At 65.3% G+C, this 12637-nt stretch carries 12 protein-coding genes; 6 read left to right on the plus strand and 6 right to left on the minus strand.

Annotated features, from left to right (window positions below; translation table 11 throughout):
* Positions 1 to 78 precede the first annotated feature (78 nt).
* Both ABID37_RS07535 and ABID37_RS07540 read left to right on the plus strand, forming a co-directional pair.
* Positions 79 to 1056 (plus strand): 2-hydroxyacid dehydrogenase, encoded by a 978-nt coding sequence (locus ABID37_RS07535; protein WP_354193641.1) that lies wholly within the window; start codon positions 79 to 81, stop codon positions 1054 to 1056.
* 109 nt (positions 1057 to 1165) lie between these two features.
* Positions 1166 to 1375: a CsbD family protein gene (locus ABID37_RS07540; protein WP_354193642.1), complete on the plus strand. Its 210-nt coding sequence runs from the start codon at positions 1166 to 1168 to the stop codon at positions 1373 to 1375.
* Between the two features lie 97 nt (positions 1376 to 1472).
* Here ABID37_RS07540 and ABID37_RS07545 read toward each other — a convergent pair whose 3' ends face one another.
* Positions 1473 to 2003 (minus strand): MgtC/SapB family protein, encoded by a 531-nt coding sequence (locus tag ABID37_RS07545; protein WP_354193871.1) that lies wholly within the window; start codon positions 2001 to 2003, stop codon positions 1473 to 1475.
* 485 nt (positions 2004 to 2488) lie between these two features.
* Between ABID37_RS07545 and ald the strand changes: the two genes are divergently transcribed.
* Positions 2489 to 3607: an alanine dehydrogenase gene (gene ald, locus ABID37_RS07550; protein ID WP_354193643.1), complete on the plus strand. Its 1119-nt coding sequence runs from the start codon at positions 2489 to 2491 to the stop codon at positions 3605 to 3607.
* Positions 3608 to 3644: 37 nt separating this feature from the next.
* On the opposite strand, the gene ABID37_RS07555 is transcribed toward ald, so the two are convergent.
* On the minus strand, positions 3645 to 4544 hold the full coding sequence (locus tag ABID37_RS07555) for a LysR family transcriptional regulator (protein WP_354193644.1): 900 nt from the start codon (positions 4542 to 4544) through the stop codon (positions 3645 to 3647).
* 110 nt (positions 4545 to 4654) lie between these two features.
* Here ABID37_RS07555 and ABID37_RS07560 point away from each other — a divergent pair, with 110 nt between their 5' ends.
* Together ABID37_RS07560 and ABID37_RS07565 are read left to right on the plus strand one after the other, a co-directional pair.
* The gene (locus tag ABID37_RS07560) at positions 4655 to 5737 is read left to right on the plus strand and encodes a 4-oxalomesaconate tautomerase (RefSeq protein ID WP_354193645.1); all 1083 of its coding nucleotides are present in this window, start codon (positions 4655 to 4657) and stop codon (positions 5735 to 5737) included.
* Between the two features lie 145 nt (positions 5738 to 5882).
* Positions 5883 to 6914 carry an AbrB family transcriptional regulator gene (locus ABID37_RS07565; RefSeq protein WP_354193646.1) on the plus strand — a complete coding sequence of 344 codons (1032 nt, stop codon included), beginning with the start codon at positions 5883 to 5885 and terminating at the stop codon, positions 6912 to 6914.
* A 5-nt stretch (positions 6915 to 6919) separates the two neighbouring features.
* Here the strand turns inward: ABID37_RS07565 and ABID37_RS07570 are convergent, their stop codons facing one another.
* The 4 genes from ABID37_RS07570 to metC form a co-directional block, all read right to left on the minus strand.
* Positions 6920 to 7630, minus strand: coding sequence for a GntR family transcriptional regulator (locus ABID37_RS07570; RefSeq protein ID WP_354193647.1), 711 nt, complete (start codon positions 7628 to 7630; stop codon positions 6920 to 6922).
* 188 nt (positions 7631 to 7818) lie between these two features.
* Positions 7819 to 9198, minus strand: coding sequence for an MmgE/PrpD family protein (locus ABID37_RS07575; protein ID WP_354193648.1), 1380 nt, complete (start codon positions 9196 to 9198; stop codon positions 7819 to 7821).
* Positions 9199 to 9466: 268 nt separating this feature from the next.
* Positions 9467 to 10126 (minus strand): GntR family transcriptional regulator, encoded by a 660-nt coding sequence (locus ABID37_RS07580; RefSeq protein ID WP_354193649.1) that lies wholly within the window; start codon positions 10124 to 10126, stop codon positions 9467 to 9469.
* A gap of 36 nt (positions 10127 to 10162) precedes the next feature.
* A complete protein-coding gene (metC, locus tag ABID37_RS07585) occupies positions 10163 to 11323 on the minus strand; it encodes a cystathionine beta-lyase (protein ID WP_354193650.1) in 1161 nt (386 codons plus the stop codon).
* A 220-nt stretch (positions 11324 to 11543) separates the two neighbouring features.
* Between metC and ABID37_RS07590 the strand changes: the two genes are divergently transcribed.
* On the plus strand, positions 11544 to 12578 hold the full coding sequence (locus tag ABID37_RS07590) for an amino acid ABC transporter substrate-binding protein (RefSeq protein WP_354193651.1): 1035 nt from the start codon (positions 11544 to 11546) through the stop codon (positions 12576 to 12578).
* Positions 12579 to 12637 lie beyond the last annotated feature (59 nt).

Genomic DNA, 12637 nt, shown 5'->3' on the forward strand with positions numbered 1-12637 from the left:
TGACGGCAGGGCAGGGGCCGCTCGCGCTTTTTTCGCGGCCTTGCCACGAAACACCGGCCTTTCGACAGGATGCATGACATGAACCAGACCAATGTTCTTTCCGGCGCCAAGCCGGCCCTCGATGCCCGCTCCGGCGCCCTGCTGTTCTACAGCGAATTCGACGATCCGCAGGAGTGGGAGGAGGCGCTGAAGGCGGAACTGCCGGACCTCGATTTCCGCGTCTATCCCGAGGTCGGCGACCCCGCGGACATCCGCTACGTGCTGGCCTGGAAGCCGTTTCCCGGCTTCTTCGCGCCGTTCGCCAACCTCGAGCTCGTCGTCAATCTGGGCGCCGGCATCGATTCCCTTGCCGGCCGGGCCGACCTGCCCGACGTGCCGATCGCGCGCCTGTCCGATCCCGGCATGGTAACGCTGATGCGCAGCTATGTGCTGTTTTCGGTCATCCGCTATGCGCGCGACATCCCAGCCTTCGAGGAGGCCAAGCGCCTGCGCCAATGGCGCTATATTCATCCGCGCCCGCTCCACCGCATCAAGGTCGGCGTCATGGGGCTCGGCCATCTCGGCGCGGCCGCTGCGGCGGCGCTGGCCGAAGCCGGCTTCGACGTGTCCGGCTGGGACCATGCGCCAAAGGAGATCGCCGGCGTGCGCTGCTATTCCAACTCGGAACGCGATAGTTTCCTTTCCGAGGTCGAGGTTCTGGTCAACATGCTGCCTTTGACGGCGGAGACGCGTGGCCTGATCGACGAATCCGTGTTTGCCGCCCTGCCGCAGGACGCCAAGTTCGTCAACGCCTCGCGCGGCCCCGTGGTGGACGAGCCGGCGCTGATCGAGGCCCTGCAGAGCGGTCACCTCGGCGGGGCGACGCTCGACGTGTTCTGGACCGAGCCGCTGCCGGCGGATCACCCATTCTGGGAGATGGACAATGTGCTGATCACGCCGCATCTGGCGAGCATCACAGTGCCGGAAACCGCCGCCCGCGACGTGGCCGAGAGCATCCGCCGGGTTGGGGCGGGCAGGGAACCGTTGCATCTGGTCAACCCTCGGCGCGGCTACTAGGGCGCGGGGGCGGAGTCCTTCCGGATGCAGGCGGTCCACGCGGAGAGTTCGCGAACCATTTGGCCATTGATGCGTTTCCTTCCTGTGACTGAAATCAAGGAGGCCAGACATGGATTGGAACCGCGTCGAAGGAAACTGGAAGCAGATCAAGGGCAAGGTCAAGGAACAGTGGGGCAAGCTCACAGACGACGATCTGGATGTCATTGCCGGCAAGCGCGACCAGCTCGAAGGCAAGATTCAGGAGCGCTACGGGCTGGAGAAGGATCGCGTGCGGCGCGATGTCGATGACTGGTACGGTCGTCAGACTTGGCTTGACTGATCCTGGAGCATGATCCCGAAAGTGCAGGCTTTTCGGGATCAGGCGTCAAAACAAAACCCGGAGCGGGATTGGCGATACAAGGAAAAGCAGAAACGCCTTAGGAAGCGGCACCCCTATCGGACCCGTCCGGCTTTGCCGGGCGGGTTTCTTTTTCATCCGGCTGCTTGTGCCGCTGGGCGATGTGCAGGAGGCCGAGCACGATCACCGCGAGCAGGGTGGCGAAGCTGGCGATCTGCCAAAACCCCAACCCGACGGCGAGGCCGATCGCACCGGCCAGCCACATGCCGGCGCCTGTTGTAAGGCCGTGAACCTCGCCTCTGGCGAAGAAGATCAGGCCGGCGGCGAGGAACGCCACCCCGGCGGTCGTCGCCTCGATCAGCCGGATGGGATCGATCCGGATTTCCTGTCCGTCGAAGTCCTCCACATGGGTGATCTCGATGGTGAGGATGGCGATGGCCGCCGTCGCGAGGCAGATCAGGATGTGGGTGCGCAGGCCGGCGGGCTGGTTCCGCCACTCCCGTTCCATGCCCACGACCGCACCGAAAACAGCCGCCAGAAGCAGCCGCGCCGCGATGACCGGAAAGGGAAGCCATGTGTCATGGCCGAACTCTTGCGCCAGCGTTTCCATCGAGGCCATGAACGGCCGAAGGCGAAAGCGGTTCCTTAGCTGGGCAACAAAACTGCGGGCCGGGCGGGACAGGCGCTCGTCTGCCGCTTCGTTGGCCAGCAGGGGAAATCGGGAAAACCCTGCCATTCACCTTACCGCCATGCCCGATTGACGCAGCCCGCAGTCGTCTTCCCAACGTACGGGTTGCCTGATGGTTGCCCTGAGCGACCACCCTCGCGCGAGGGTGCGCCTAACGTTTCCGCATCGTGTTCAGCGGTTCTTAAATTCCATCACCCGCCACGCGGTAGAAATTTCATCGGTCTGCCCAGGGCGCCTTGCGCCGGCGGGGCCCTGCATGATAGCTGCGGGTTTCCCCTTTTCCGAGGTTTTCCGGGAGCCTATTTGCATATGCAAACAGCCGGTGTCTCGTCGCGCGTCGCGTTGGACATGCGGCCTTCACGGTGTTTTACTTCGCGGCGAGGGGAGAGTGACGGGAGGAAAAGCTTATGCGCGTCGGGTGCCCCAAAGAGATCAAGAACCATGAATATCGCGTCGGGCTGACGCCGGCTTCGGCGCGCGAATATGTGGCGCACGGCCACGAGGTGCTGGTGGAAACCGGCGCCGGTATCGGCATCGGCGCAGACGACAATGCCTATCGCGCCGCCGGCGCCCATATCGCCGCGACCGCCGAGGAGGTCTATGCCCGCTCGGACATGATCGTGAAGGTCAAGGAGCCGCAGCCGGGCGAATGGGCGCAGTTGCACGAAGGCCAGATCCTCTACACCTATCTCCACCTCGCTCCCGATCCGGCGCAGGCCAAGGGCCTGCTGGCCTCCGGCGTCACCGCGGTGGCCTACGAGACGGTAACCGACGAGCGCGGCGGCCTGCCCTTGCTCGCGCCGATGTCGGAAGTGGCCGGCCGCCTCGCCATCCAGGCGGGCGCGACGGCCTTGCAGAAGCCCAATGGCGGCCGCGGCGTGCTGCTGGGCGGGGTGCCGGGCGTGGCACCCGGCAAGGTGACGGTGCTCGGCGGCGGCGTGGTCGGGCTCCAGGCCGCCCGAATAGCAGCCGGGCTCGGAGCGGACGTCACCATCATCGACCGCTCGATCCCGCGTCTGCGCCAGCTGGACGACCTCTTCAACGGCCGCGTGCACACCCGCTTCTCGACCGTCGAGGCTTTGGAGGAGGAGTGCTTCTCGGCCGACATGGTGGTCGGCGCGGTGCTGATCCCAGGCGCCGCGGCACCCAAGCTGGTCAGCCGCGAGATGCTGTCCGGCATGAAGAATGGCGCGGTGCTGGTCGATGTGGCGATCGACCAGGGCGGCTGCTTCGAGACCTCGCATCCCACGACCCATGCCGAGCCGACCTACGAGGTCGACGGCGTGATCCATTATTGTGTCGCCAACATGCCGGGGGCGGTGCCCGTCACCTCGACCCATGCGCTGAACAACGCCACGCTGCACCACGGGCTGCAACTGGCCGACAAGGGCCTGAAGGCGATTCTCGACGATCCGCATCTGCGCAACGGGCTCAACCTGCACAAGGGCCGCATCACAAATGCCGCCGTGGCGGAGGCGCTGGGCTACGAGATGGCCGAGCCGCAATCGGTGCTGCGGGTCGCCTGACAGCTATCTGGCGGTTAGAGCGTTCGACGCGCATCGGTCAGTCGTGCCGCCAGGTGCCGATCAGCATTTGCAGGAAGCGTTCGGCTGCCGGCGAAAGGATGGCGCCACGGCGGCGCACGATCCCGATCGTGCGTGAGACCTCGGGATTGCGGATCGGGCGGGTGACAAGGAAGGGGTGGTCCCCGAGCGGCGTGGCCGTCTTGGGCAGCACCGAGATCCCCAGTCCCGCCTCGACCAGCCCCAGCGACGTCGACAGGTGCGTCACCTCGTAGAACCAGCGCAGTTTGATGTTGGAGCGGGCAAGGGCGGCGTCGAGCAGGGTCCGGTTACCGCTGGAGCGGTGCACGGTAATCAGCCGGTGCGGCTCCAGTTCCGACCAGTCGACTTCCGCGCGCGCGGCCAGCGGATGGTCATTGCGCGCGGCCAGCACGAAGGGGTCCTCGACAAGCTTGTCGAAGATCAGGTCGGGGTCGGCCGTGCCCATGATGTTGATACCGAACTCGACCTCCCCGCGCGCCACCGCCTGCAAGCCGTCGGTGGCCGGCAGGTCGAGGATGCGGAAGCGGATGTTGGGATACTCGTTGTTGAACTGGCGAATGACGGTAGGCAGGAAATAGAAGGCCGCCGTCGGCAGGCAGGCGATGGTGACGAGCCCACCGCGATTGACGCCCGGATCACGAACCGCGAACAGCGAGCCGTCGAACTCCTCCAGCATGCGCCGCACCAGCGGCACCAGTTCGGCGCCGAGCGCCGTGGCCGCGACATGGCGGGTGGTGCGCTCCAGAAGCGGCGCTCCGATCGCCGCTTCCAGCTTCTGGATGCGGCGGCTCAGCGCCGGCTGGGAGATGTGCAGCGCCTCGGCGGCACGGTGGAAGCTCTCCAACTCCAGGACGGCCAGAAAGGCACGCAGATCCAGTATCTCACAATTGATGCTCATTGCGCATTAACTCCGCAAATCTCGGCATTTCTCATATCAATGTTTATCCGATAAATGGAATAAAAATCGTAACTGATAATAATATCACATAAATACTGCGGAACCCACGCATGAATGACCTGTTCTCCATTCCTTGTGTCATGATGAGGGGCGGCACCTCGAAAGGGGCATTCTTCCTGGCGTCCGACCTTCCAGAAGATCCGCAGGAGCGCGATCAGATTCTGCTGTCGGTGATGGGCAGCGGGCATCCCTTGCAGATTGACGGCATCGGCGGCGGTAATCCGGTGACCAGCAAGGTGGCCATCGTCGGTCCGTCGAGCGTGCCGGGTGCGGATGTCGACTATCTGTTCGCCCAGGTGCGCCCGGACCGGGGCGTCGTCGACACCTCGCCGAACTGCGGCAACATGCTGGCCGCCGTCGGGCCGTTTGCGGCCGAGGCCGGTCTTGTCCGCGTCCGGCAGGGCACGACCGTGATCCGCATTCACAATGTGAACACGCGCAAGATCATCGAGGCCGAAATCCCGACGCCCAACGGCCAGGTATCCTATCTCGGCGAGGCGGCGATCGACGGCGTGCCGGGCAGGGCGGCGCCCATCGCCCTGACCTTCATGGATGCGGCCGGCGCACGCACCGGCAAGCTTCTGCCCACCGGCCACCCCAGCGAGGTCATCGACGGTATCGAGGTCACCTGCATCGATTGCGCCATGCCGATGATGCTCCTGGAAGCGCAGGCGCTGGGCCTCACAGGTCACGAGACCCCCGCCGGACTGAACGCCGACGCGACGCTGATTGCCCGGCTGGACGCATTGCGGGTGGAGGCGGGCCGGCGCATGGGGCTGGGCGACGTGAGCGGTCAGGTCATCCCCAAGCCGGTCCTCATCGCCCCCCCGGCCAAAGGCGGAGATCTAGCCGTGCGCTATTTCATGCCGCAGGATTGCCACCCTGCGCTCGCCACCACCGGCGCCGTCGGCATCGCCACCGCCTGCGTGACAGAAGGAACCGTGGCGTCGCGCCTCATCGGCATGCGCGACCTGCCGGCGGTTTTGGCCCTCGAGCATCCGAGCGGCCAGATCGATGTCAGGCTACGGCTGCGGGACGGCAAGCTTCTGGCCGGTATCCTGCGCACCGCGCGCCGCCTGTTCGAGGGCAGGGTTCTCGCCCGCCCGCTCAACGAGGTCGGCCGGGCAGCGTGACATGTCCCTTTCAGATCGGATCGACTTTCGCTAAATCCTGGCGGCGGGCAGCAGCCGCATCAGCGGTGGGCGTAGGCTCCTCCAGGCCGGGAGGGCCGACACGGTGCGCGCCTGATGCCGGCTTTATGAACAGGGAACACTCCCGATGCAGATTCTCCTGACGCTGGCCGTCGCCTCGCTCGGCGGCTACGTTTTTTCCCTGTTGCATGTGCCGCTGGCCTGGACCATCGGGGCCATGGTGGCCGCTGCCATGCTGGTGTGGTCTAAGCCGGTGTCGCTGCCCGCGCATACAAGGCCGATGGCCATGGTGGTGCTGGGTGCCAGCTTCGGCGTCGGCTTCACGCCGCCGGTACTGGCCGCGGTGCTGTCTTCGCTGCCGACCATCGCTGGCGCCGGCGTCATCACCGTGATGTGCGGGCTGGCGCTGACCCCGCTGTTTGCCAGGATGGCCGGCCTCAGCCTGAACACCAGCTATTTCTGTGCCGTCCCGGGTGGCATCGCCGTCATGCCGGTGCTGGCCGAGCGGGCCGGTGCGGAAGTGCCGCCTGTCGCCTTCGCCCAGACCGTCCGCATGGTCGTCGTGGTACTGACCATCCCTCCGGCAGTGGCGTTACTCGGCAATCCGCAGGGCGCCAGCGCCTTTCATCCCGAGCCGCTGGCTGTCTACTGGCCGGGCATCGCCTTGCTGCTGGCGCTCGGCGTGGGCGTGGCGCTGGTCCTCGGCAGGCTCAAGGCCGCCAATCCATGGCTGATCGGCCCGCTGCTGTGCTCCATGGCGATCACCGTGCTATGGCATGCGCCGTCCGGCTTTCCGCAATGGATGACCAATGCCGCTCAGGTCGGCATGGGTGCCGGGCTCGGCGTCAAGCTGACACGGCAGTTCCTGCTCGGCAGCCGCCGGCTGGCGCTGGCCTCGCTCGCTTCATCCCTGCTGATGGTGGTGCTTCTGTCCGCCGTCGCGATGGGGCTCGCCGCCTTGTCGGGCCTGCCGGCGGAGGCCGTGGTCCTCGGGCTTGCGCCGGGCGGCACACCGGAAATGGTGATCACCGCAGCGACGCTGGAGGTCGCGGTGCCGCTGGTGCTGGGCTTTCACCTCGTGCGCATGCTCATCAACAATCTGGTGGTCGGGCCGTTCTGGGATCTGGCCAGCCATGTCGCGACCGCGATCCGCTCCTGAAAAAGTCAGGCATCCTTGATGTTGAGCAGCATGCGATGCTGGAGAGAGGAGCGCACATGCTGGCGCGCGGCGGCCTCGGCGGCGTCGCTGTCGCGGGCGAGAAGGGCCGTCACGATGGCCCGGTGCTCGGCGCTTGCCATCGCCGCGCGGTTGCCGCGCGACAGCAGGCTGGGCAGCAGCGACATCGTCACCGAAAGCTGGCCCAGACTGCGCAGAAGATAGCGGTTGTGGGCGGCAAGCACGATCATCTGGTGGAATTTCAGGTTGATCTCGCCAAGCTCGGCGAAATCGTTCTCGTGCGCGGCTTCGGATTCGGCGATTTCGGCGATGGTGCGCAGTTCGATGTCGCTGGCGCTCTGCGCCGCCAGTCGTGCCGCGGCCCCTTCCAGAACTTCGCGCATGAAATAGAGCTCGACCGTCTGCTGATGGCTGAGATCGGTGATGATGAGCCCGCGCCGCGGCTCGTTGGTGAGCAGCCCGTCCGCCTCGAGGCGTATGATGGCGTCACGCACCGGTGTGCGCGAGACACCGAAACGCGCCGCAAGCTCGGCCTCGGTGACGCGCTCGCCGATTGACAGAACACCCCTGCGGATGGCGTCGCGGACCTTGTGGTAGACTTCAGTGGTGAGATCGCCGGAGCTCATGGCATGGGGCTCGGACCTCGCCTCCGAAGCCTGGTCCTTCGGACGGTTACCTGTCCTGGTGCGCGGTGCCATCTTCCACAACCCTCCTCCAGCATTTTCATCCCCGCGGCGGCCGCCTTGGCGGATTGCCATGCCGGTCTTCTTGTCGGGTGCGAAAAATCCTGCCCCTTCAACCCTGATACAGAGATCGGAACCGACGGCCAAGTGCCGTTGCCGACATTTGCACAATGCGGCAGTGGCAATGCGGGAGAAGCGGGAAGCTAGGCAGCCACCCGCTCGCGTTCGGCCAGAAGCGCCGATATGGCGGCGATGGAGCCGTCTGCGGCGCCGAAGTTTCGGGCCAGCTCGAACAGTTGCGCGGCCGCGCTTTCGCCCAGCACGGGTTCGGTCAGGCCCTTGAACTTGTCATGGATGTCGTCCCAGCTCATCGGCTTATCGGGATGGCCGAGCACGATGTCGACATTGCCCTCCACCTGCTGGCCGTCGGACAGCTCGATCACCAGCCGGGCGGCGACTTCTGACTGACCCTTGACCGGGATGCACTCGATCTTCGGCAGCAGGTCGGCGACGACCGGGTTCGCCAGCATGTCGTCGGTGAAGTCGAAGGCGCTCAGCCGGTAGCCGGCCAGACCCATGGCGATGCAGCAATAGGTGCTGAAACGCGCCTCCAGGCCTGTCCTGGGCGCCGGGTTGCCGGCAGCGATCAGGGCGATCGGGTTCACATAGGCGGTGATTTTGGTGACGGTGCGGTTGCCGATCCTGTCCTTCACGCCCTGCGCGGCTTCAGCCGCCGCGTGGGTGGCGCGACAACTTGCGAAGCGCTTGTAGCCATTGCCCAGAACGTACCATTGACGGTCGAAATTCAGCTCCGGAAGTTCATAGCTGGCGTCACGCAAATACGAAGGCAGCAGGCCCTTGTCGACCTCGTAGAGGTCGGTGGCGGCGACGAAGCCGGCCTTCGCCATCTCCGCGGCCATGATGCCGTCCATTGCGGCCTTGCCGGCATGGAAGGGCTTGGAATGGGTGCCGAAGGAGCCCACCAGGCCGCCTGCGGTGGTGGCTGCCACGCCCAGCGCATAGGCGGCCTCCTGCCGGTTGAGGCCTAGAACCACGCCGGCGCTCGCCGCCGCGCCGGCCCGGCCGAACATGGAAGTGGGATGGAAGCCGAGATGCTGGAGCGTGCGGCCGACGCCGTTCTGTCCGCCGCCACCCAGCCGGGCCATGACCTCGTATCCGGTAACGAAGGCGGCAAGAGCGGTTTCCTCGGACGCGCCGTGATGTTCCGAAAGGCAAAGCGCCGCCGACCAGCAGGGGCCGCTCGGATGCCCGCCGCCGGCATAGTGCACGTCGTCGAGGTCCATGGCGTGCGTCATGGTGCCATTGATGAGCGCTGCCACCGCCGGCTGGGTGCGCGGCCCGAGGAAGACCCGGGCGCCGCCGTTCATGCCCCACCCCGCCGCCAGCTTGCGCAGCGCCTTGACGGCGCCGTCCTCATGGCCGGCCACCGAGACGGCAAGGTAATCCGCCAGCGCCTGGCGGGCGACCTCCTTCACGTCCGCAGGCAATGCCCGACGGCCGGCGGTGGAAATGAAATCTGCGAGCTTGTCGGAGCGGTGCTGCTCCCGGGCCTGTTCGGTCATGCGGGTGGACTCCAAAGTGATCGACCATCCCGGGCCGGCACTGCCAACGGCATGCCCGGCGCGGGAACGTGAAAAGCAGCTTTACCGCCTGCATTCGCCAATTCAAGAACTTTTGTACACAAATGTATATTTATGCTTGTAACGATTGGCGCCGCCCTTATCCCCGCCGCCCCAATGGCTTGAAAATGGGAATGGCGGGCATGGAAAGGCGCAGTGGGCGAGGCGTGAAAGCCCGGGGCAGGGAGGACGGCGGAGCCCCGTCGGCCCTTCAGCCGTTTGCGCGACCGTCGGACAGATGCGCAATGCGAACGCGATAGCCGTTCGCGATGTGGTTGCGCGCGGCCTTCTCGGCGCCATCGGCGTCTCGACGAGCAATGGCGGCGACGATCTCGGCATGCTCGGCCTGCGCCGTGCCGATGCGGTCGCCGGTGCGGTAGGTGGTGCCGCGCAAAAGGCTCTGGTGGATGCGCAGGTTCTCCAGCATCTCGACCAGATAGGCATTGTGCGAGGCACGGCAAATTTGGCGGTGGAAGACCTTGTTGCGGTCGCGCAGCACATCGCCCTCGGTGATTCCGGCATCATGCGCGACCATGCTCTGGAGCAGTTCAATCTCCGGCGGCAAGGCATTCAGCGCGGCGAAATAGGCTGCCATGCCTTCCAGCCGCTCGCGTACCGAAAAGAGCTGGCGCAACTGCTCGTAGTCGAGTTCGGCAATGATGAGGCCACGCCGCGCGCCCGGCACGGCCAGGCCCATGGCCTGCAAGCGGTGCAGCGCCTCGCGCACCGGCGTGCGGCTCATGCCGAACATCTCGGCCAGCTCCGTTTCGCGCAGACGTGAGCCCGGCGGCAGTTCGCCGCGCTCGATCGCGGACAGCAGCGTATCGAAGGGCGAATTGCCGGCCTCGAATGTGTCGAGCGTCAGCTTCATGGGCGGCCACCGATGCGTGGGCAAAGGACCATGGTTTCAACCCAGCCTGTCGAAGCCGGCCCTTATCTCGGCGATCAGATCCCTGGGGTCCTCCAGTCCGACATGGATGCGCACAGTCTGCCCGCTCGGTACCCAGCTGGTGACAGTGCGGTAGACTGAGGGGTTGGACGGCGTCATCAGGCTTTCGAAGCCGCCCCAGCTCGAGCCCATGCCGAACAGGCTGAAGCCGTCGAACATGCGGGCCAGCCGCTTGCGGTCGGTTTCGTGGATGATGAAGCCGAACAGGCCCGAGGCGCCGCCGAAATAGTTCTTCCACAGATTGTGGTATGGATTGTCGGGCAGGCCGGGATGCAGCACCTGCACAACCTCATCCTGTTGCTGGAGCCATTGTGCCACCTCCAGGCCGGCCACATGATGCTGGCGCATCCGCACGGCAAGGGTGCGCAGGCCACGCAGGGCCAGATAGGCGTCATCGGAGCCGATGCAGACGCCGAAGCGCAGATAGGTTTCGCGCAGCCGCTCATATTCGCTCGCCCGGCAGGCGATGGTGCCCAGCATCAGGTCGGAATGGCCGGAGATATATTTGGTGCCGGCCTGTATGGAAATGTCGACGCCATGGTCGAGGGGCTTGAAGAAGTAGCCGCCGCTCCAGGTGTTGTCGATCACGGTCACGATGCCGCGGCTGCGGGCGACGCGAGCGATGGTCGCCACATCTTGGATTTCGAAGGTCTGGGAACCGGGGGATTCCATCCAGATCAGCCGCGTCTCGGGCCGGATGAGGGCCTCGATATCCTCACCGGCGGCAGGGTCGTAATAGGTGGTGGTGACTCCCATCTTCCTGAGCACCGATTCGCAGAACTTGCGGGTAGGCCCATAGGCGCTGTCGGTGACCAGAACATGCGCGCCGGGCTCGGCATAGCTCATCAGGACGACACTGATGGCCATGACGCCGGACGGCGCCAGAAGCGCACGGTCGCTGTTTTCCAATGCGCAGATGGCGTCTTCGAGCGCATGCGTGGTCGGGGTTCCGCGCCGTCCGTAGCGCAGGCGCAGGCTCTCCTTGTTGTCGAGCGTTTCCAGCGTGGGCAACAGGATGGTGGAGGCCCTGTAGACGGGAACGCTGACCGCGCCGTGATGGGCGGCAGGTTCGCGCCCGGCATGGGTGACGATGGTGTCGGGCCGATATTCGCTCTTCATTCTTTGCCTTTCCGCTCCTGCTGCCGGGCGCGGCGGCTCCGGGCGTTTCGCCCGCCTGCCGCACTTTCCGCTACCGGTGTAATTTGATCCGTTGCATGCAAGTGAAAACATTGGTATACAAAAGCATTGCTACATGTCAATCTACATGTTTCCAATAGCTTGCGGGGAACCCGCTTCATCCAGCGGCAAAAAGAGCCAGAGGTAGGGAAGGAACGACGGAATGTTGAAGAAGCTGATTTTCTCGGGGAGCGTGCTGCTTGCCGGCCTGCTGCCCACAGTCGAGGCGACCCATGCCGCGAACGGCGATACGCTCAAGCAGATCCGTGAGCGCGGGGAGATCCTGTGTGGCGTGCATCCTGCCCGCCACGGCTTCGCCGCGCCGGACAGCAAGGGCACCTGGGCCGGCTTTGAGGTCGACTATTGCCACGCGCTGGCCTCCGCCGTGTTCGGCGATGCCGCCAAGGTGCGTTTCGTGGCCCTGTCGTCCCAGCAGCGTTTCCCCGCCATCCAGTCGGGCGAGGTCGATGTGCTGGCTCGTAACGTCACCGCGACGCTGACCCGCGACACCGCACTCGGCCTGAATTTCGCTCCGCCAATCTTCTACACCGGCACCGGTTTCATGGTGCGCAAGGATGCAGGCGTCGAGAAGATCGAGGACCTTGACGGCGCCACCATCTGCATGGCCCCCGGCAGCACCACCGAGCGTAACGTGGCGCAGATCTTCGCCGCCCGTAACCTCAGCTATACGCCGGTGGTCATCGAGAACAACAAGCAGCTCGTCGATGCCTATGTGACCGGCCGCTGCGACGTGCTGACCAAGGACAAGGCCGCACTGCCGGGTGTCCGCGCCTATGACACCCAGGACCCCGAGGCGCATATGCTGCTGCCGGGCATTTATTCCAAGGAGCCGCTGGCCATGGCCGTGCGCCAGGGCGATGACGAGTGGTACGACATCGTCAAGTGGGTGATCTACGCCACCTTCAACGCCGAGGAACTGGGCGTCGGCCAGGCCAATGTCGAGGAGCAGATGAAGTCGCAGGACCCGGACATCCAGTCGCTGCTCGGCGTCATCGGCGACTATGGCCAGAAGCTGGGTCTCGACGACAAGTGGGGCTACAACGTCATCAGCCAGGTCGGCAACTATGCCGACATCTATGACCGCCACTTCGGACCCAAGTCGCCGATCGCGCTTGACCGCGACCTGAACCGCCTGTGGAGCGACGGCGGCATCCTCTACGGTTTCCCGATCCAATAACCGTTCGACGGCGCGGCAAGGTCGCGCCAAGGGGTGGGTCTTGCCCATCGGACCCGCCC

The organism is Aquamicrobium terrae (assembly GCF_040545735.1).
Lineage (GTDB): Bacteria > Pseudomonadota > Alphaproteobacteria > Rhizobiales > Rhizobiaceae > Mesorhizobium > Mesorhizobium terrae_A.

What these genes read in the sequence shown, in the direction of transcription:
- ABID37_RS07545 (WP_354193871.1), bottom strand. Translation starts at nt 2,003, where the DNA reads ATGGAAACGCTGGCGCAAGAGTTCGGCCATGACACATGGCTTCCCTTT.
- ABID37_RS07570 (WP_354193647.1), bottom strand. Translation starts at nt 7,630, where the DNA reads ATGGCACCGCGCACCAGGACAGGTAACCGTCCGAAGGACCAGGCTTCG.
- ald (WP_354193643.1), top strand. Translation starts at nt 2,489, where the DNA reads ATGCGCGTCGGGTGCCCCAAAGAGATCAAGAACCATGAATATCGCGTC.
- ABID37_RS07540 (WP_354193642.1), top strand. Translation starts at nt 1,166, where the DNA reads ATGGATTGGAACCGCGTCGAAGGAAACTGGAAGCAGATCAAGGGCAAG.
- ABID37_RS07580 (WP_354193649.1), bottom strand. Translation starts at nt 10,126, where the DNA reads ATGAAGCTGACGCTCGACACATTCGAGGCCGGCAATTCGCCCTTCGAT.
- ABID37_RS07575 (WP_354193648.1), bottom strand. Translation starts at nt 9,198, where the DNA reads ATGACCGAACAGGCCCGGGAGCAGCACCGCTCCGACAAGCTCGCAGAT.
- ABID37_RS07590 (WP_354193651.1), top strand. Translation starts at nt 11,544, where the DNA reads ATGTTGAAGAAGCTGATTTTCTCGGGGAGCGTGCTGCTTGCCGGCCTG.
- ABID37_RS07535 (WP_354193641.1), top strand. Translation starts at nt 79, where the DNA reads ATGAACCAGACCAATGTTCTTTCCGGCGCCAAGCCGGCCCTCGATGCC.
- metC (WP_354193650.1), bottom strand. Translation starts at nt 11,323, where the DNA reads ATGAAGAGCGAATATCGGCCCGACACCATCGTCACCCATGCCGGGCGC.
- ABID37_RS07560 (WP_354193645.1), top strand. Translation starts at nt 4,655, where the DNA reads ATGAATGACCTGTTCTCCATTCCTTGTGTCATGATGAGGGGCGGCACC.
- ABID37_RS07565 (WP_354193646.1), top strand. Translation starts at nt 5,883, where the DNA reads ATGCAGATTCTCCTGACGCTGGCCGTCGCCTCGCTCGGCGGCTACGTT.
- ABID37_RS07555 (WP_354193644.1), bottom strand. Translation starts at nt 4,544, where the DNA reads ATGAGCATCAATTGTGAGATACTGGATCTGCGTGCCTTTCTGGCCGTC.